Raw genomic sequence first — 18,746 nt, 5'->3', positions numbered from 1 at the left:
GAAACAAGGGGGGATTTTTCATGCTCGCGCAACTTCCACCGGCCTTACAGAATCTGCACCTACCGCTTCGGTTGCGGCTCTGGGATGGCCATGAGTTTTCACTGGGTGACGACCCCAGTGTCACGATCGTGGTCAAGGACCCACAAATGGTCGCGCAATTCACCCATCCCAGCCTGGATGCGCTAGGAGCGGCATTCGTCGAAGGCAAACTGGAACTCGAAGGTTCGATTCACGAAGTCATTCGTGTCTGCGATGAATGGAGCCAGGCCTTGGTCAAGGATGACGCCGACAACCCGCCGGTTAGATCACTCCACGACAAGGAAACCGACGCCAAGGCGATCTCCTATCACTACGATCTTTCCAACGCGTTCTATCAGCTGTGGCTCGACAGTGACATGGCCTATTCCTGTGCCTATTTCGAGACGGGCAGTGAAACCCTCGAACAGGCCCAGCAAGCCAAATTCCGCCACTTGTGCCGCAAGCTGCGATTACAGCCGGGTGACTACCTGCTGGATGTCGGATGTGGGTGGGGCGGCCTGGCCCGTTACGCTGCGCGCGAGTTCGGTGCCAAAGTCTTCGGGATTACCCTGAGCAAGGCGCAGCTGACACTGGCTAGGGAACGGGTCAAGGCAGAGGGCCTGGAGGATCTGGTCGAGTTGCAATTGCTGGACTACCGCGACCTGCCCCAGGACGGTCGTTTCGACAAAGTGGTCAGCGTTGGCATGTTCGAGCATGTTGGCCACGCCAACCTCGAGCAGTACTGCAAGACGCTGTTCGGCGCGGTGCGTGAGGGCGGGTTGGTGATGAACCATGGCATCACCGCCAAGCACACCGACGGTCGTCCAGTCGGTCGCGGCGCCGGTGAATTCATCGAGAAGTATGTATTCCCCAACGGCGAGCTGCCGCACCTGTCGATGATCTCTGCCGAGATCAGCGAAGCGGGGCTGGAAATCGTCGACGTGGAAAGCCTGCGCCTGCATTACGCGCGCACGCTCGATCACTGGAGTGAACGCCTGGAGGACAATCTCGAGGCCGCCGCGAAGGAAGTGCCGGAACAGGCGTTGCGGATCTGGCGTCTGTACCTGGCCGGCTGTGCCTACGCGTTCGCCAAGGGCTGGATCAATCTGCACCAGATCCTGGCGGTGAAGGCCCACGCCGACGGTAGCCATGAGTTGCCCTGGACCCGCGACGACATTTACACCCCTTAGAGAATCGGGGAAATGAGCCGGGCGACCCGCATGCCGATCTTCTGCAGGCGGTGGGTCTCCCGGCTTTCCTGTTTGTCGATTTCCACGGCTTGGGCGAAGTCCTGCTCAAGCATCTGCTCGACCTCGGTGGCGAAAGGGATATCCACCGTGAGCAGCATGACTTCGAAATTCAGGCGGAACGAACGGTTGTCCAGGTTCGCACTGCCGATTGCGCTGATTTCCCGGTCGATCAGCACCACTTTCTGATGCAGGAAACCCGGCGTATAGCGGAACATCCGCACACCGGCCCGCACCGCTTCAAACGCATAAAGGCTGGACGCGGCATAGACAATCTTGTGGTCCGGCCGCGAGGGCAGCAGGATGCGCACATCCACCCCGCGCAGCACCGCCAGGCGCAAGGCGGCGAACACCGCTTCGTCAGGGATGAAGTAAGGCGTTGTGATCCAGACTCGCTCGCTGGCCGCATGGATAGCCTCGACGAAAAACAGCGAACAGGTTTCGTAGGCATCGGCCGGGCCGCTGGTCAGCAATTGGCAGAGCACACCGTCGTCCGGGTAGGTGTCTGGCAGGATCAGCGGTGGCAGCGAACGGGCCGCCCAGAACCAGTCCTCGGCAAACGACTCTTGCATACTCCCCACCACCGGGCCGCAGACTTCGACATGAGTGTCGCGCCACGGCGCCAGGGGCGGCTTTTCGCCCATGTACTCATCGCCCACGTTGTGTCCGCCAACGAAGCCTAGAACGCCATCCACCGCCACGATCTTGCGGTGGTTGCGAAAGTTGACCTGGAACCGATTGAGCCAGCCGCTGCGGGTGGCGAAGGCTTTCACGTGGACACCACCGTCGCGCAGCGCCTGGACGTAGCGGTGGGGCAGGGAGTGGCTACCAATGCGGTCATAAAGCAGATACACCGCCACGCCTTCGGCGGCTTTTTTCAGGAGCAGTGTCTGCAGGCGTAGGCCGAGGCGGTCATCGTGGATGATGAAAAATTGAATCAGCACGGCCTGCCGCGCGTTATCGATGGCCTGGAAGATTGCCTCGAACGTGGCCTGCCCATCGACGAGCAAGCGCACCTGATTGTTCGCCAGGCAGGGTGTGCGCCCCAGCTTGGGCATGGCCCGCAGCGAGTCGTAGGCCTGGGACGCGCGAGCGGTCAAAGCCTCTTCGACCCACGGCCGCCAGTTCAACTCGGAGATCGCCTTGCGCATCTCTTCGTTGGCTTGTCGGCGCGCCTTGATGTAGCCATCAAAAGTGCTGCGCCCGAAAACCAGGTAAGGGATCAATGTCAGGTAGGGAATAAACAGCAGCGACAGGGCCCAGGCAATCGAGCCTTGGGCCGTGCGCACCGTCAATACGGCGTGGACGGCGGCAATGGAACCCAGGGTGTGGAGCAGCGCGATCAGGTAACCGAAAACATGCGGGCCGAAATAATCCATGGGGGCATTCTTGCTCCGGAAGTTTCAATGCTTAACAGACCATGTTCCATGGCGAATGTCGCTATTTAATTCACTTGTCCCGGGCTTGAACCGAAGCCTGTGGGCGGCGTCTAACGGCCACTTGTCCTCTGGAGTTTATGCAATGAATGTTCGTCTGCTGGGTGTGGCCTTGGCAATGGGGTTGTCGGTTCCGATGGCGGCTCAGGCGCAGATGCTCCAGCCGGGTTTGTGGGAGCTGACCACCAGCAACATGAAGGTCGATAACCAGAACCTGCCAGACCTGCAACTGATCCTGGGCCAGGTGCAGAACCAGATGACTCCGGAACAACGGGCGATGCTGGAAAAGCAGGGCATCACCATGGGCGGTAAAGGCATCCGTGTCTGCCTGACCCCGGCGCAGGTGCAAACCAATGACATTCCGCTGCAAGACCCGCAATCGGGTTGCAAGCAGCAGATCACCGAGCGCACCGGCAATCAGTGGAAGTTTCGCTTCAGTTGCCCGAAAGCCCAGGGTAATGGCGTTGCGACGTTCCAGAGCGATCGTGAATTCACCACCAAGGTCAACGGCACGTTCAATGCCACCGGCATCCAGCAGAACGGCAGTCTCGACACTCGCGCGGTGTGGCTGGGGCAGGATTGCGGGACGGTCAAGCCGAGGGCTTGAAGCGGGTATGAAGTAATCGTTTGGAGAATCTGTGGGAGCAAAGCTTGCTCGCGACGCAAACAACTCGGTACATCGCCAGGGGCGTCACCGTTCATCGCAGCAAGCCTTGCTCCGACAAATGCTCTCAAGGCCGACTCAGCGCCTCATACAACGTATTGAGGTTGTATTCGAACAGACCAGTAAAGGTGCTGGCCGGTCCGCTGGCCGCGAGTGCATCGGAATACAGCGTGCCGCCGATGTGCGCGCCGCTCTCGTCGGCGATCTGCTTGAGCAGGCGTGCGTCCTTGATGTTTTCCATGAACACCGCTTTGACCTTCGCCTGACGGATCTGGGTAATCAGTGCCGCGACTTCTGCTGCCGACGGTTCACGCTCTGTGGATAAACCCTGGGGCGCCATGAACTCGATGCCATAGGCTTGGCCCAGGTAACCGAATGCATCGTGGGAGGTCACGATCTTGCGATTGCCTGGTGGCAATGCACCGAGCTTGGCCTTGGCTACGGCGAGCAGGGCGTAGATTTTCTTCAGGTACGCCTGGCTGTTGCGTTCGTAATCGGCCTTGTTGGCCGGGTCGGCAGCTTCCAATGCCTTGGTGATGTTGCTGACATACAGCTCGGCATTCGCCAGGTTGTGCCATGCGTGCGGGTCGGGGATGGTCTCGCCATCCTCATCCAGTGAGCGGGGGATGACGCCGCGGCTGGCGCTGATCACCGGAGCAGTGGTTTCAGTGCTGGTCACCAGGCGATCCAACCATGGCTCGAAGCCCAGTCCATTCTTGATGATCAGTTTTGCCTTGAGCAGTGCCTTGGCGTCGTCTGGCGTGGGTTCGTAGGTGTGTGCATCAGCGTCCGGGCCGACCATATTGGTGATGTGGATATGCTCACCGCCGACCTGTCGGGTCATGTCGGCGAGGATGCTGAAGCTCGTCACCACCTGGAGCTTTTCGGCGGCGGACAGGGACATGGACAGCATCAGACTGAATAGCACGAGCAGAACGCGCATCGGAAACACCTCATTGGGATGTGAGCAAAGGCGGGCGGCGCAGCAAACCGTGCACCGGACCGAATACCACCGACAACAGATACAACGCGCCCGCCACCAGTACGATGGACGGCCCGCTGGGCAGTGAGTAATAGAAAGACAGCAACAGGCCAAGCCACACCGAGAGGCAGCCAAGCAGCGCCGCGATCAGCATCAGCAGTGGCAGGCGACGGCTCCAGAATCGCGATGCGGCGGCAGGCAACATCATCAGGCCGACCACCATCAGCGCACCGATGGCCTGGAAGCCAATCACCAGGTTCAACACCACCAGGGTCAGGAACACACCATGGGCCAACGGGCCGAGACGACTGACGGTTTGCAGGAACAGTGGGTCCAGCGTATCGAGCAGCAACGGTCGGTAAATCAACGCCATCGCCAACAGGCTGGCACCGGATACCCAGAGCATGCCGGTAAGTGTCGGGCCGTCTACCGCCAGCGCCGAGCCGAACAGCAAGTGAAGCAAGTCCAGGCGTTTACCGGCCATGCCGAGGATCAACACGCCGGCCGCCAGGGAAATGGGATAAATCGCCGCGAGGCTGGCGTCTTCCCGTAGGCCGGTGCGCCGGGTAATCCAGGCGGCGAGTCCGGCCATGCTCAGGCCCGCGCCCAGGCCGCCAATGGTCAGGGCTGGCAGGCTCAGCCCGGCGAACCAGAAACCCAGGGCGGCGCCAGGCAGAATGCCGTGCGCTACGGCGTCACCAATCAAGCTCATGCGCCGAAGAATCAGGAACACGCCCAACGGTGCCGTACTGCACGCCAGCACCAGGCCGCCGAGCAAGGCCCTGCGCATGAAGACAAACTCTTGAAACGGTTGCCAGAGATGAGTGGCCGCAAGCATCAGGCCACCCACGTGTGGGGTTGTTGAGCGATCAAGTCGACGCTGCGGCCCAGCACGCAGCCGGTGTTGCTGATCAGCAGCGTATGGGGGATATGTTGGCGGACCGCTGCCAGATCATGGCATACCACCACGACGGTTCGGCCCTGGGCGTGCCAGTGATGGAGGTGTTTCCACAGCAGCGCCTGGCCCTGTTCGTCGAGGGCGGCGTGGGGTTCGTCGAGCAACAGCAGTGGCGCTTCGGCCAGGCTCAGGCGAGCGAGCAGGGCGCGTTGCAGCTCGCCCCCAGACAGCGCCATTAGCGGACGATGTTCGAGGCCGGTCAGCGCCCAGTCGGCCAGTACGGTCTGGAGCAACTGCCTTCGCATGGCTGGCGTATGTCGATTACCCCAGGAACCGGCGGCCACCAACTCTTGCAAACTGATGGGAAATTGCCGATCCAGATGTTGCTGCTGCGGCATGAACGAAACCCCACCACGGCGTGGAACATCCAAGGTGACTTTGCCGGAGAGCGGTTTTTGCAGCCCCGCGAGCACTTTCAATAGGCTACTTTTGCCCGAGCCGTTGGCACCGATGATGGCGGTAAGACTGCCGGCCGATCGCTGCATCGCGAGCGGCGGTGTGAGGGGTTGTCCGGGTGCGCCCCAGCGCAGTGCTTGGCAGTTGATCATGATGCCTCCCGCGTCCAGCTGCTTTGCGCCACGGCGTCATGGGCGTGCAGGCTTTCGGCGTGAACGACGCGCACATTCAACGCAACGATGTCGGGTGACCGCCTCAGGACCGTGCTTAATCGCCGCGCAGCGTCTTCGCAGAACATCAGGTTTTGGCCGTTGGCCAGGGCGAAGGCCTGTTCATCGGCGCGCTTGACGGCGGTTTGCACAGCGGTGCCGAGGGCTGCTTCGGCTTCGTTGATGAAAGACTGCAGCGGTAAATCGTCGGCATCGGCATTCAGGTGTAGGGTCAGGCTCGCCGTACTGCGTTGGCTATGAGGGGTGGCGACAATGCCATTCGATGAACCTAGCCAGGCCAGGATCTCGGCGTGCTCAAGTTTCTTGTTAGCGAAGTCATCGACGAATTGCTGTTGGATCAATTGCCGGGCAAGTGCGGCCGAACAAGGGCAGGTGGAGGAATAGGGAATCTGGATTTTCAGTTCCACGTGGAACACTGCGTTTTTCAAGTGGGCTTCGATGCTCACCGGGTAGCGTTTCCAACCCTCAAGCGGGCTGATGAGTGCCGGACGCTTGAGCAGCAGATCGGTATACACACTGAGCGATGCCGCGTGGGACAAACCTTCATGGCTATCGAGAAATTGCTGAAGGATTCGACGCAATAACGCCGGCGAAAGCGTCGTCTCTTCGAGCAGCTCTAGCGCCAGGTATAAGCGTGACATGTGAATGCCGCGCGCCTCACCGTCATCAAGGCTGACACCTGCGTCGGCCATTGCACTGAGACGTTGGCCGTCAATCAACACCGGTGTTGCGATGCCGCACATACCCACCCAATCAAGGGGCAGGGTTTGACGTGAAGCCTGCGCTGCGATGTCGGGCAGGGTTAACGCGTTCATGGTCAAGGTCCATCGAAGGTTCAGAATTAGATGTTATAGTATAACAACTAATTTAGAGAAACCTTTTCCATGAAAGGAGTTTCATCTCCCTAAACGTTTACGTTCCACGTGAAACATCAGCGCGATGAATCCTGGCAACCGTTCATGCGTCCGCATACAAATGCACCCGCACTACCACCAGAACTCGAGAAACGATTGAGGGTCGTCCAGCCCACACGCCGGCTGTATCCGACCCAACTTTCTCCATCCGATGCCAAACCAGTAAAGAAGGTGAGCTGACCGTAACGGCTATTGGTTTGCGCCCAATAACGACGACTGGCCGTTTCAAAACCTCGTAAATAAATGGTGTTTCCCGCCGTTGCGACGCTGTAGGCATTGCCCTGAATGTCCACGCACGCCAGCAGATTTGCACTACGGGTGCAGTTCGCCAGGAGAGGGGTTTGGGCCGAAGCGCTTAACCCCCACAGCAACAACAGGCTCGCTAATACGAATTTCAGATGGTTGCGCATGGAGTGATCTCAGGCCAATGAGGGATGGCGGGGGCTGGTTGAATTGTGTTGTTATACTATAACATAAAACACCGTGACCCTGACCCCAGCCAAACCTGGAAACGAGCCGTAGTCGAAGCGGCCGCCCGATGAGGATATACCTGATGCCCAATCGTCTTCCCGTAACCGTGCTTTCCGGATTCCTCGGTGCCGGTAAAAGTACGCTGCTCAACCACGTTTTGCGTAATCGCGACAATCTGCGGGTTGCGGTGATCGTCAACGATATGAGCGAGATCAACATTGATGGCAGCGAAGTCCAGCGAGATGTCACCCTGAGTCGTTCCGAAGAAAAGCTAGTGGAAATGAGCAACGGCTGCATCTGCTGCACGTTGCGCGAGGACTTGCTCGAAGAAGTCGGGCAACTCGCCAGGGAAGGGCGTTTCGATTATCTGTTGATCGAATCCACAGGCATCTCCGAACCGTTGCCAGTGGCAGAAACGTTCACTTTTCGTGACGAAGAAGGTCGAAGCCTTGCCGATGTTGCGCGGCTCGACACCATGGTGACGGTGGTCGATGGGGTGAATTTCCTGCTGGATTACCAGGCCGCTGAAAGTCTTGCGTCACGGGGTGAAACCCTGGGTGAGGACGATGAACGCTCGATCACTGACCTGCTGATCGAACAGATCGAGTTTGCCGACGTGATTCTGATCAGCAAAATTGACCTGATCAGCCAGCATGATCGGGAAGAATTGATCGCAATTGTGCAACGTCTCAACGCCCAGGCGCAGATCCTCCCCATGGTCATGGGGCAGGTGCCGCTGGGCAGAATCCTCGACACGGGCCTTTTCGACTTCGAACGCGCCGCCCAGGCCCCTGGCTGGCTACAGGAACTGCGTGGCGAGCACGTGCCAGAAACCGAGGAATATGGCATCGCCTCGACCGCCTACCGAGCACGCCGGCCGTTTCATCCCGAGCGCTTCTTCAATTTCATCGACCGTCCCTGGCCTAATGGCAAACTCCTGCGCTCCAAGGGTTTCTTCTGGCTGGCCAGCAAACCTGAGGAAGCGGGCAGTTGGTCCCAGGCCGGAGGCTTGATGCGGCATGGCTTCGCCGGGCGCTGGTGGCGGTTCGTGCCGAAAAACCAATGGCCGCAAGATGAGGAAAGTACAGCGGCGATCATGAAGAACTGGCTTGCTGCCACAGGCGATTGCCGCCAGGAGCTGGTCTTCATTGGTCAAGACATCGACTTCAGCCAGCTCACCGCCGAACTGGACGCTTGCTTGCTCACCGACGCGGAAATGGCCCTCGGTGTTGAAAGTTGGCGCCTGTTGCCGGATCCGTTCGGTCCATGGCATGAAGAGGTCGCGGCGTGATGCTGGCGCCCAATCTGAAAAGGGCAGCGCAGGCACGACAGGTCAAAGGTGATACGCCAGGAGTATTCATGCAGATCCTGGACGACGGCACTAACCTGGCGGTCTGGCAGCGCCGGCTTCCTGCACACATCAGCGATTTTGCGACCATGGTGCTGGCGATGGACCAGTCGCTGGCCGAATCACGTGTGCTTGAGTTGCCGGACGATGACACGCAGCCGGCGTTGCAAGGCCTGGCTGCAGGTTTCAGCGACCTGCAAGGCTATGAAGGCTTTATCGCCGATGTCTCCTGGCTCGTCAGTGCATTTGCCTGCCTATTGGGTGCCCAACGTGTCGGTCTGCGCCTGCGCACGCTGGACAAGGCGATGTGCCCGCGCTTTCACGTCGACCACGTGCCGGTGCGGTTGCTGACCACCTATGCAGGCGTCGGCAGCCAGTGGCTCGAGGAAGGTGTCATGGACCGTCGACGACTTGCCGAGCCTGAGGCTGAGCCCAGTGATCCGTGCGTGATCCAGCAGTTTCGTTGCGGTGATGTGGGTTTGCTTAAAGGCGAAAAATGGCACGGTAACGAAGGCCTTGGCCTGATCCATCGCTCGCCGGAACCCGCGCCGGGAGAGCGTCGACTGATTCTCACGCTGGATTGGCTGGCTTAAGGCTTAAGCCAGGTACCCTGGCTTTTTCCTTCGCAAAATGGCTGCAGATAAGCGGTATCGGTCGCCACGCCGTAATAGTGAATATCCTGGCGGTAAGGCATATTGGCGACTTGGGCGTTGCTGCAGATGCCGAACGCGCCGCCAGGGCATTGATCGACGTATTGCACCTCGACTTTCTGACCGGCAAGGTTTGGCTGGCAGAAACCGTCGGCAAACAGCTTCTGCGGGATGTTGCGGTTCTGCTGGCAGACTTTCACATCCAGCCGTTCCGCCTGGCTGTGGACCACACAAGCCTGGGCCAATGCCTGGTTCGAAGTCAGTGCCAGTAACAACCAACCGATCATTCGCATATTCACCTCCATCGAAAGCCGTCGATTATGTTGCAGCACATTCCCACCCATGTCATCGCCGGTCCCTTGGGCGCCGGCAAGACCAGCCTGATCAGGCATCTGCTGGCGCAGCGACCGGCCAATGAACGCTGGGCGGTGCTGATCAATGAGTTCGGTCAGATCGGCCTGGATGCCGCGTTGCTGACCCAGGCTGGCGATGGTATCGCACTGGGCGAAGTGGCCGGTGGCTGCTTGTGCTGCGTCAACGGCGCGCCGTTTCAGATCGGTCTTGGGCGTTTGCTGCGCAAGGCCAGGCCGGATCGGCTATTCATCGAGCCCTCGGGCCTGGGGCATCCGGCGCAGTTGATGCGCCAGCTGAGCGAAGCGCCATGGCTCGGCGTGCTGGCGGTGCAACCCTGTGTGCTGGTGTTGGATGCCCGGGCGATGGTGGACGGCAAGCCTTTGCCCGACGCGCAGCAACAAACCCTGGCGGATGCCGGACTGCTGGTGCTGAACAAGTCCGAGACCCTCACACAAGCCGATCGCCAACGGCTGGAGGCGCAACTCTCAGGGCGTGCGTTGTACTGGACGCAGCAGGCTGCGCTGCCGATCGATCGATTACCAGGCCTTGCGGCTCGGGGCAGTGGGGTTGTGGATAACTTGAATCTACCGAGGAGCTTGGGCCAGATACCGGCCATCTGGTCCGACCCGACGCTGCCGATCTGCCTGCATCAGCAGCAGGAAGGTGGCTGGAGTATTGGTTGGCGCTGGCACCCCAGCCAGCAATTCGACGCAGCGGCACTGGAGCGATGGCTACAAGGCCAAGACTGGAGACGGGCGAAGATGGTTATCCACAGCGTCGACGGCTGGGTTTCAGCCAATGCGCTGGAGGGGGCGGCGCTGGGCTGGCAAGCCAGTGAGTGGCGCCAGGATTCTCGGATCGAGCTGATTTTCGATCAGGCGCAAGACGTTGATGGTCTGCAAGCCGGGCTGGCGAATTGTCGGTGTCGCTGAGTCAGCCCTGTTTCAAGGCTTCCACTTGTTGTGTTCCTGGCGCCACTGGCTCAACTCGATGACTTCAGCCCTGGGCCTGGTGTGGATCGGTTCAATGGGGGGTGGCGGTGTTTCTTCGAAGGGCATCGGGTAGGGCGCCAGTTCGATGTGTGCGCTGTGGGCGCCAAACTGGGTGATGGTGCCTGAATGGCGGCTTTCACCGGTGACGGTGAATTCGAAGGTGTAGACGCGTGCCAGGCGTCGTCGTCCGCTGGCGTCCTTCACGAAACCGATTTTTTTCAGCGCCACGTTGCCGTCCAGCAGCTCGATCTTGAGGTTGGCGCAGTGCTGCATGACCCTCGCCAACGCCCGTTCGCGCAAGCCATGGTTGTGCCACAGCCAGGCGCCGCCGGTAGCCAGCAGCATCAGCACGAAAATGTTTCCAAGGGTCAGCATGAACGAAGTGCTCCAACAAGTTGCTGCCAGCTTAACTGTCTCGCCGGTCTGTCGTATAGGCTGCGTTTAGTCGCATACTGCGCGGCTTGAATTTCAATCGTTTTACGGAAACTTCCCGCATGAAACGTACGCCTCATCTGCTTGCCATTCAGTCCCACGTGGTATTCGGACACGCCGGCAATAGCGCCGCAGTGTTTCCGATGCAGCGGATTGGCGTGAACGTTTGGCCGCTCAACACCGTGCAGTTTTCCAATCACACCCAGTACGGCCAATGGGCCGGTGAAGTGCTGGCCCCAGAGCAGATACCGATATTGGTAGAAGGCATTGCGGCCATCGGTGAGCTGGGTAACTGCGATGCGGTGCTGTCCGGTTACCTGGGTAGCGCGGCCCAGGGGCGGGCGATTCTGACGGGCGTGGCGCGGATCAAGGCCGCCAATCCGAAGGCGCTGTACCTGTGTGATCCGGTCATGGGACATCCAGAGAAAGGCTGCATCGTGGCGCCCGAGGTGAGTGAGTTTCTCCTGGAAGAAGCCGCCGCCGTGGCGGACCTCATGTGCCCGAACCAACTGGAACTGGACAGTTTTTCGGGACGCAAGGCGCAGTCTTTGCTCGACTGCCTGGCCATGGCCCGGGCGTTGCTGGCTCGTGGACCGAAGGCGGTGCTGGTCAAGCACCTGGCCTACCCTGGCAAGCCGGATGACAGCTTCGAAATGCTGTTGGTGACCGCCGATGGCAGTTGGCACCTGCGCCGTCCACTGCTGGCTTTCCCGCGCCAACCGGTGGGCGTGGGTGACCTGACCTCGGGGTTGTTCCTGGCACGGATACTGTTGGGGGACAGCCTGGTGGCGGCGCTCGAATTCACCGCCGCGGCGGTGCATGAAGTACTACTGGAAACCCAGGCTTGCACCAGCTATGAACTGGAACTGGTCCGCGCCCAAGACCGGATCGCCCATCCACGGGTGCGGTTCGAGGCTGTGCCGATCAGCCTCTGATCGCACCGTGGAAATGCTGTAAAATCCCTGTGGGAGCGAGCTTGCTCGCGATAGCGGTGTGTCAGTCAGCATCAATATTGGCTGATCGATCGCCATCGCGAGCAAGCTCGCTCCCACAGTTGAATCTTCGGCGGTCGGTCAAGGCCCGTCTGCCTTGATGTCCTGATAACGCTTTTCCAGCTCCTGGCGAATCTGCCGACGTTGCTGGGCTTGTTCGTAGCGGCGTTTTTCTTCGCTGTTTTGCGGCTGCAAGGGCGGCACGGCTGCGGGTTTACGCAGGTCATCCACCGCAACCATGGTGAAGAAGCAACTGTTGGTGTGGCGCACCGAGCGTTCGCGAATATTTTCAGTCACGACTTTGATGCCCACTTCCATCGACGTGTTGCCGGTGTAGTTCACCGATGCCAGGAAGGTCACCAGTTCGCCGACATGAATCGGCTCGCGAAAGATGACCTGGTCAACCGACAGGGTCACCACGTAGCGCCCGGCGTAGCGGCTGGCGCAGGCGTAGGCGACTTCGTCGAGGTATTTGAGCAAGGTGCCGCCATGGACATTGCCAGAGAAGTTGGCCATATCGGGGGTCATTAACACCGTCATCGACAGCTGGGCGTTTCCGGGTTCCATAACGTACTCACGGTTCAAGGCAGCAATTCGGGAGTGCACCTCTGCGGGTGCTGGTGGGTGGCCTGCAAACAGGTCACCAGGTTTTAAAAACCACCGATATCGGGACGCTGCGCCTGTGGTTGCCGTCACGCGCCGATGGATCTGTTTCCATATATTGCACCGTCTTTTTGTCGGAAGTCGCGGTGTTACCCTTCAAAAGCCTGTTGTGAGGGCAATTCCTACAGAGGAAATGGATTTCTCCAGCTCTGCGATGAGTCATTTGAACAGGGAGCTCCGACATGCATGCCATCAGTTTCATTCAAGACTTGGCAATCATCATGATGGCAGCGGGGCTGGTGACCGTGCTCTTTCATCGTTTCAAGCAACCGGTGGTATTGGGCTACATCGTGGCGGGCTTCATCATTGGCCCGCATACGCCACCGTTCGGTTTTATCCACGACGAAGACACGATCAAGACCCTGGCCGAGCTTGGGGTGATCTTCCTGATGTTTTGCCTGGGCCTGGAGTTCAGCCTGCGCAAACTGTTCAAGGTTGGGGCCACGGCCTTCATCGCGGCGTTCCTCGAAATCGTGCTGATGATCTGGATCGGCTATGAAATCGGCCGCTGGTTCGAGTGGAGCACCATGGACTCGCTGTTCCTCGGCGCGATCCTGGCCATTTCCTCCACCACCATCATCGTCAAGGCCCTCAACGACCTGAAGATGAAGAACGAGCGCTTCGCGCAGCTGATTTTCGGGGTGTTGATCGTCGAGGACATTCTGGGCATTGGCATCATCGCCTTGCTGTCGAGCATTGCTGTCAGCGGCACCGTGAGCTCCGGCGAGGTATTTTCCACGGTGGGCAAGTTGTCGTTGTTCATGATCGTCGCGTTGGTCGTCGGCATTCTGTTGGTGCCGAGGGTACTGGCCTACGTCGCGAAGTTCGACAGCAACGAAATGCTGCTGATTACCGTGTTGGGCTTGTGTTTCGGCTTCTGCCTGCTGGTGGTGAAGCTGGAATACAGCATGGTGCTCGGGGCGTTTCTGATCGGTGCGATCATGGCTGAGTCCCGGCAACTGCTGAAAATCGAGCGGCTGGTGGAGCCGGTGCGCGATCTGTTCAGCGCGATCTTCTTTGTCGCCATCGGGCTGATGCTCGACCCGGCGATCTTGCTGCAATACGCCTGGCCGATTGCGGTGATCACGGGCGCAGTGGTGCTCGGCAAGATGTTGTCCTGCGGCCTCGGTGCCTTTATCGCCGGCAACGACGGACGCACCTCGCTGCGCGTTGGGATGGGCCTTTCGCAGATCGGCGAATTCTCTTTCATCATCGCGTCGTTGGGGATGACCCTGCAGGTCACCAGCGATTTCCTCTATCCGGTTGCGGTCGCCGTCTCGGTGTTGACTACTCTGCTGACGCCGTACCTGATCCGGGCCGCCGACCCGCTGTCCGTCAAGTTGGCGACGGTCATGCCGCAACGGTTGACGCGGGTGCTGGGGATGTATGGCGAATGGCTGCGCAGCATCCAGCCCCACGGAGAGGGGGCGGTGGTGGCCTCGATGATCAGGCGGATTTTGCTGCAGGTCGGGGTCAACCTGGCGCTGGTCATCGCGATTTTTGTTTCGGGTGGTTTTTTCGCCGAGCGGATGTCGGCGTACCTGCAAGCGTGGATCAGCGACCCGAGCTGGCAGAAGGCATTGATCTGGGGCGGGGCGTTGCTGCTGTCGCTACCGTTCCTGATCGCCGCCTATCGCAAGCTCAAGGCGCTGTCGATGCTGCTGGCGGAGATGGGCGTGAAGCCGGAGATGGCTGGCCGCCACACCCAGCGCGTGCGTCGGGTGATCGCCGAAGTGATCCCGATTCTCTCGTTGCTGGTGATTTTCCTGCTATTGGCAGCCTTGTCGGCCAGCATTCTGCCGACCAACAAGTTGCTCGTACTGATCGCCGTGGTGGCGACTGCCGTGGCGGCATTGCTCTGGCGCTGGTTCATCCGCCTGCATACGCGCATGCAGGTGGCCTTGCTTGAAACCCTGGACAATCACAAGGAGTCGTCCGGGCATTGACCGGCCGTGGGGCTCAGCTTTCCAGCCAGACGTCCCGCGCCCAGTGCCAGACTGATTCCCAGGTTTCTTCGGCGATCAGTTCTTCTTCGGCCTGCCACAGCACCACAGTGCCGTCTTCTTCGACGCAATAATAATCGTCGCCGTCCTGGCAGATCGGGATCAGGCTGCGGTCGACACCGGCATCCCAGGCATTGGCGGCCACATCCGGCAGGTAGGTGTGGGATTGTGGATCGGTGACGGTCACCGGTTCCAGGCTGCCATAGACGACATCGCTGACGGTCAGCAAAAACTCCCTGAAGACGAATGGGATATCGATGAACAGCTGCTCTTCGATCTCTACCAGCAAGTCTTCGTCGGGCAACTCCAGCGGGACCGGTACGGGCTCGTTGGCTTCACGCAATTGTTCGATGATTTCTTCCACGTCCGGGGATCCTCTTTCTCGATGGCGCGGTTTTATATGGAGCGGTTTATACAGTAGCTCGCTATAGATGCAACCGCGAAATAGAAAACCCCGGCCTGAGCCGGGGTTCTTTTATTTCAACATGCAAAACGGGCAAAGGTTCAACCGTTCTGGCGAATACCGGCCACCAGCCAAGGCTGGTCATCGCCCTGGGCACGTTCCATGTTCCAGCTTTCGCTGAACGCTTCGCCCTTGTCGAAGCGAGAATCCTTCGACACACCGCTGAAGGTCAGGGTGGCGATGGTCTTGTCGGCGCGATCGTCGACGCCGTCCAGCTGCACGTGCAGGTTATCGATGTAGGTGGACTGGAAGCCATCACCCAGTTCGGCCCGCTCGCGCTTGAGGAACTCCAGCAGTTGCGGGGTCACGAATTCGGCGATCTTGTCCATTTCGTTCGCGTCCCAATGCTGCTGCAGGGACATGAAGTGGCTGCGCGCGGCTTCGATGAAGCGTTGTTCGTTGAACCAGGCCGGCGCATTGATGACCGGACGGGCGGCCACAGGCGCTGCCGAACCACCGAAGATCGAACCGCTGGCAGGCTGCTGGTTGAACACTTCACGCTGCATCGGCGCGTGGCCGGCTGGAGCGAATTGCTCCTGCTGCTTGCGACGACGGGCGGCAATGAAGCGGAAGACCAGGAAGGCGATGACCGCCATGATCAGGATGTCGAAGATCTGCATGCCCTGGAAGCCGTCGCCCATGAACATGGAGGCAAGCAAGCCACCGGCGGCGATGCCGGCCAGGGGGCCGAGCCAGCGCGAAGCACCGCTGGCCTTGGTGGCAGCGCCCGCGGCACCGGCAGCGCCTGCGGTGGCAGCGGTAGAACCGGCGGCAGAGGACGGTGCCATCTGGCTGGTTTGGTGAGTCGGGGCAGCGCCCGAGCTTTTACCACCGCCAAAGCGCTTGGCGGCATTGGCGTCGATGGCCATCGTCAGGCCAATGCACAGCGCCATGGCGATGCTAAGAAAACGTTTCATATAAAGGCATTCCCATTTGTGGATAGCACGCGCGCCATGTTGCACAGCTGAACTGTTGCTGGCTAGCGACAGAGTGTTTCGGGCTTTTGCGTGACAGCTTAGGTTCAGCTTGGGCTGTGCAAGAAGGCTTGTTCGCTTTGGGCTGTAGGAAAAGTAAATAAGTTCGGTCGGAAACTAATGTGGGATAGGGAGAGATACCTGTGGGAGCAAGGCTTGCCCGCGATAGCGATCTGTCTGACGCACCTGTGTCAAATGTGCCACCGCCTCGCGGGCAAGCCTTGCTCCCACAGCAAGGTGCTTCTTACGAAATTTTTAGATCGCTTCCAGCTTGGCATACCCCAGCATCAGCCACTTGCTGCCTTCGCTGAAGTTCACCTGCACCCGCGCCTGGGCGCCAGCGCCCTCGAAGTTGAGGATCACGCCGTCGCCGAATACCGAATGCCGTACGGTCTGGCCGAGGCTGAAGCCGGTTTCCGGGATGTCGCTGCCGCCGAACAGGCTGCTGGTGCTTTGCTGCTGGCCGCCACCGAACGGACGGCTGACACTGTTGGACAGCCGCACTTCCTGGATCAGGCCTTTCGGTACTTCGCGTACGAAGCGCGACACCTTGTTGTAGGTCTCGCTGCCATACAAACGTCGGGTTTCGGCGTAGGTCAGCACCAGATTCTGCATGGCACGGGTGATACCAACGTAGGCCAGGCGCCGTTCCTCTTCCAGGCGTCCCGGTTCTTCCAGGCTCATCTTGTGGGGGAACAGGCCTTCTTCCATGCCCACGAGGAACACGTAGGGGAATTCCAGGCCCTTGGCGCTGTGCAGGGTCATCAGCTGGATGCTGTCTTCGTGTTCGTCGGCCTGGGTGTCACCGGCCTCCAGGGAGGCGTGACCGAGGAAGGCCGACAGCGGCGTCAGGTCTTCGTCTTCTTCGGTACTTTCGAAGTTGCGCGCAGCGCTGACCAGTTCCTCAAGGTTTTCCACCCGAGCCTGGCCTTTCTCGCCTTTTTCCGCTTCGTGGTAGGCGATCAGGCCGGACTGCTCGATGACGGTCTGGGTCATCAAGTGCAGAGGCATTTCCCCGCACTTGGCGGCCAGGTCTTCGATCAGGTCCATGAAGGCCTTCAGGGCGCCAGCGGCGCGACCGGTCATGCCTTTGTTGGCGACCAGTTGGTGCATGGCTTCCCACATGGACACATGGCAGTGGCGCGCGTGATCGCGAATCGCTTCGACGGTTTTCTCACCGATGCCCCGCGTTGGCACGTTGATCACCCGTTCCAGGGCGGCGTCGTTGCCGCGTCCTTCGATCAGGCGCAGGTAGGCCATGGCATTCTTGATTTCAGCACGCTCGAAGAAGCGCTGGCCGCCGTAGATGCGGTAGGGGATTCGCTCGCGCAGCAAGGCCTCTTCCAGCACCCGCGACTGGGCGTTGGAACGGTACAGGATGGCGATATCGCTGCGGGCCAGGCCGGTTTTCAGCGCGCTTTCGATGGTTTCCACCACGTAGCGGGCTTCATCGTGTTCGTTGAAGGCGGCGTAGAGATTGATCGCTTCGCCTTCGCCGCCGTCGGTCCACAATTCCTTGCCCAGGCGTCCGGTATTGTTGGCGATCAGGGCGTTGGCGGCCTTGAGGATGCCGGCGGTGGAGCGGTAGTTCTGTTCCAGGCGGATGACTTCGGCGTCGGGAAAATCCGCCGAATACTGGTGAATGTTCTCGATCTTGGCGCCGCGCCAGCCGTAGATTGACTGGTCATCGTCACCCACCACCATCAGGCTGTCACCGCCCTTGGCGAGCAGGCGCAACCAGGCGTATTGCACGGCGTTGGTGTCCTGGAATTCGTCCACCAGTACATGCCGGAAGCGCTTCTGGTAATGGGCCAGCAGGCCTGGGTTGTCGCGCCACAGGTCCAGCGCCCGCAGCAGCAGCTCGGAGAAGTCGATGACCCCGGCGCGCTGGCACGCCGCCTCGTAGGCTTCGTAGATGCTGCGCATGGTCGCCAGGAACAGGTCGCCGCTGGCCTGGATGTGCTGCGGGCGCAGGCCTTCGTCTTTCTGGCCGTTGATGAACCATTGGGCCTGGCGGGCCGGCCAGCGCTGCTCGTCCAGGCCCAGCTCGCGGATCACCCGCTTGACCAGGCGTTGCTGGTCGTCGCTGTCCAGGATCTGGAAGGTCTGGCTCAGCCCGGCCTCTTGCCAATGCGCACGCAACAAGCGGTGCGCCAGGCCGTGGAAGGTGCCGACCCACATGCCGGCAGGGTTGATGCCCATCAGTTGTTCGATGCGATGGCGCATCTCGGCCGCGGCCTTGTTGGTGAACGTCACCGACAGGATCGAATGGGGCGAGGCGTTCTCGACCTGGATCAACCAGGCGATACGGTGCACCAGCACTCGGGTTTTACCGGAGCCGGCACCGGCCAGGACCAACTGACGACCCACGGAGGCTGCTACGGCCTGACGTTGGGCATCGTTGAGGGAGTTCAGCAGAAGGGAGAGATCATCGCGCATCGGGGCATTCTAGGGTGCGGCGTCACCCCGGGCAAACCGAGCTTTGCATCAGCCGATAAAAGACCGCTTGATGATGACCGGCGGGTCACAGGCTACAGGCGTTGGCGGGACTCGCTCGAA

General features: G+C 60.1%; 19 protein-coding genes. 7 read left to right on the top strand and 12 right to left on the bottom strand.

What is annotated here, in order from left to right; translation table 11 throughout:
• Positions 1–20: 20 nt before the first annotated feature.
• Positions 21–1,208, top strand: coding sequence for a C17 cyclopropane fatty acid synthase CfaB (gene cfaB / locus KI235_RS30030; protein ID WP_212795408.1), 1,188 nt, complete (start codon positions 21–23; stop codon positions 1,206–1,208).
• Here the strand turns inward: cfaB and cls are convergent.
• Complete coding sequence (gene cls, locus KI235_RS30025) at positions 1,205–2,644, bottom strand: cardiolipin synthase (protein WP_028237758.1); 1,440 nt, start codon at positions 2,642–2,644, stop codon at positions 1,205–1,207. The genes cfaB and cls overlap by 4 nt on opposite strands.
• A 142-nt stretch (positions 2,645–2,786) precedes the next feature.
• Between cls and KI235_RS30020 the strand changes: the two genes are divergently transcribed.
• Positions 2,787–3,308, top strand: a complete 522-nt coding sequence (locus KI235_RS30020) for a DUF3617 domain-containing protein (protein ID WP_003207015.1) — start codon at positions 2,787–2,789, stop codon at positions 3,306–3,308.
• A gap of 124 nt (positions 3,309–3,432) precedes the next feature.
• Here KI235_RS30020 and KI235_RS30015 read toward each other — a convergent pair whose 3' ends face one another.
• From KI235_RS30015 to KI235_RS29995, 5 genes are all read right to left on the bottom strand, one after another.
• On the bottom strand, positions 3,433–4,308 hold the full coding sequence (locus tag KI235_RS30015; protein ID WP_003207014.1) for a metal ABC transporter substrate-binding protein: 876 nt from the start codon (positions 4,306–4,308) through the stop codon (positions 3,433–3,435).
• 10 nt (positions 4,309–4,318) lie between these two features.
• Positions 4,319–5,185: a metal ABC transporter permease gene (locus KI235_RS30010; RefSeq protein WP_003207012.1), complete on the bottom strand. Its 867-nt coding sequence runs from the start codon at positions 5,183–5,185 to the stop codon at positions 4,319–4,321.
• Positions 5,185–5,853: an ATP-binding cassette domain-containing protein gene (locus tag KI235_RS30005; protein WP_003207009.1), complete on the bottom strand. Its 669-nt coding sequence runs from the start codon at positions 5,851–5,853 to the stop codon at positions 5,185–5,187. The genes KI235_RS30010 and KI235_RS30005 overlap by 1 nt, the downstream gene beginning before the upstream one ends.
• Positions 5,850–6,746, bottom strand: coding sequence for a GTP cyclohydrolase FolE2 (gene folE2, locus KI235_RS30000; RefSeq protein ID WP_003207007.1), 897 nt, complete (start codon positions 6,744–6,746; stop codon positions 5,850–5,852). The genes KI235_RS30005 and folE2 overlap by 4 nt, the downstream gene beginning before the upstream one ends.
• A 116-nt stretch (positions 6,747–6,862) precedes the next feature.
• Positions 6,863–7,255, bottom strand: coding sequence for a glutamine synthetase (locus KI235_RS29995; RefSeq protein ID WP_080684748.1), 393 nt, complete (start codon positions 7,253–7,255; stop codon positions 6,863–6,865).
• 143 nt (positions 7,256–7,398) lie between these two features.
• Here KI235_RS29995 and zigA point away from each other — a divergent pair, with 143 nt between their 5' ends.
• Positions 7,399–8,607: a zinc metallochaperone GTPase ZigA gene (zigA, locus tag KI235_RS29990; RefSeq protein WP_003207005.1), complete on the top strand. Its 1,209-nt coding sequence runs from the start codon at positions 7,399–7,401 to the stop codon at positions 8,605–8,607.
• Positions 8,607–9,257 carry a DUF1826 domain-containing protein gene (locus KI235_RS29985; RefSeq protein WP_212795407.1) on the top strand — a complete coding sequence of 217 codons (651 nt, stop codon included), beginning with the start codon at positions 8,607–8,609 and terminating at the stop codon, positions 9,255–9,257. The genes zigA and KI235_RS29985 overlap by 1 nt, the downstream gene beginning before the upstream one ends.
• Here the strand turns inward: KI235_RS29985 and KI235_RS29980 are convergent.
• Entirely contained in the window at positions 9,254–9,607 is a 354-nt protein-coding gene (locus KI235_RS29980) for a hypothetical protein (RefSeq protein ID WP_003207001.1), read from the bottom strand. The two genes, KI235_RS29985 and KI235_RS29980, sit on opposite strands and share 4 nt — an antisense overlap.
• 27 nt (positions 9,608–9,634) lie before the next feature.
• On the opposite strand from KI235_RS29980, the gene KI235_RS29975 reads away from it, so the two are divergent.
• Positions 9,635–10,600, top strand: coding sequence for a CobW-like GTP-binding protein (locus KI235_RS29975; protein ID WP_013694604.1), 966 nt, complete (start codon positions 9,635–9,637; stop codon positions 10,598–10,600).
• Between the two features lie 12 nt (positions 10,601–10,612).
• Here the strand turns inward: KI235_RS29975 and KI235_RS29970 are convergent, their stop codons facing one another.
• Entirely contained in the window at positions 10,613–11,035 is a 423-nt protein-coding gene (locus KI235_RS29970) for a DUF3301 domain-containing protein (RefSeq protein ID WP_013694603.1), read from the bottom strand.
• A 119-nt stretch (positions 11,036–11,154) separates the two neighbouring features.
• Here KI235_RS29970 and pdxY point away from each other — a divergent pair, with 119 nt between their 5' ends.
• Positions 11,155–12,027, top strand: a complete 873-nt coding sequence (pdxY, locus tag KI235_RS29965; protein WP_027912849.1) for a pyridoxal kinase PdxY — start codon at positions 11,155–11,157, stop codon at positions 12,025–12,027.
• A gap of 138 nt (positions 12,028–12,165) precedes the next feature.
• On the opposite strand, the gene KI235_RS29960 is transcribed toward pdxY, so the two are convergent.
• Positions 12,166–12,651 carry an acyl-CoA thioesterase gene (locus tag KI235_RS29960; RefSeq protein WP_003206993.1) on the bottom strand — a complete coding sequence of 162 codons (486 nt, stop codon included), beginning with the start codon at positions 12,649–12,651 and terminating at the stop codon, positions 12,166–12,168.
• Between the two features lie 278 nt (positions 12,652–12,929).
• Between KI235_RS29960 and KI235_RS29955 the strand changes: the two genes are divergently transcribed.
• Complete coding sequence (locus KI235_RS29955; protein ID WP_003206991.1) at positions 12,930–14,693, top strand: cation:proton antiporter; 1,764 nt, start codon at positions 12,930–12,932, stop codon at positions 14,691–14,693.
• 13 nt (positions 14,694–14,706) lie between these two features.
• Here KI235_RS29955 and KI235_RS29950 read toward each other — a convergent pair whose 3' ends face one another.
• From KI235_RS29950 to uvrD, 3 genes are all read right to left on the bottom strand, one after another.
• On the bottom strand, positions 14,707–15,114 hold the full coding sequence (locus tag KI235_RS29950) for an SMI1/KNR4 family protein (protein ID WP_003187120.1): 408 nt from the start codon (positions 15,112–15,114) through the stop codon (positions 14,707–14,709).
• A gap of 140 nt (positions 15,115–15,254) precedes the next feature.
• Positions 15,255–16,130, bottom strand: a complete 876-nt coding sequence (locus KI235_RS29945) for a Tim44 domain-containing protein (RefSeq protein ID WP_013694601.1) — start codon at positions 16,128–16,130, stop codon at positions 15,255–15,257.
• 312 nt (positions 16,131–16,442) lie between these two features.
• Positions 16,443–18,626 (bottom strand): DNA helicase II, encoded by a 2,184-nt coding sequence (gene uvrD / locus KI235_RS29940; protein ID WP_212795406.1) that lies wholly within the window; start codon positions 18,624–18,626, stop codon positions 16,443–16,445.
• Positions 18,627–18,746 lie beyond the last annotated feature (120 nt).

The sequence above is a fragment of the Pseudomonas sp. St386 genome (assembly GCF_018325865.1).
In the GTDB taxonomy this organism is placed as follows: Bacteria; Pseudomonadota; Gammaproteobacteria; order Pseudomonadales; family Pseudomonadaceae; genus Aquipseudomonas; species Aquipseudomonas brassicacearum.
This window is presented reverse-complemented; position numbering and strand designations above follow the sequence as displayed.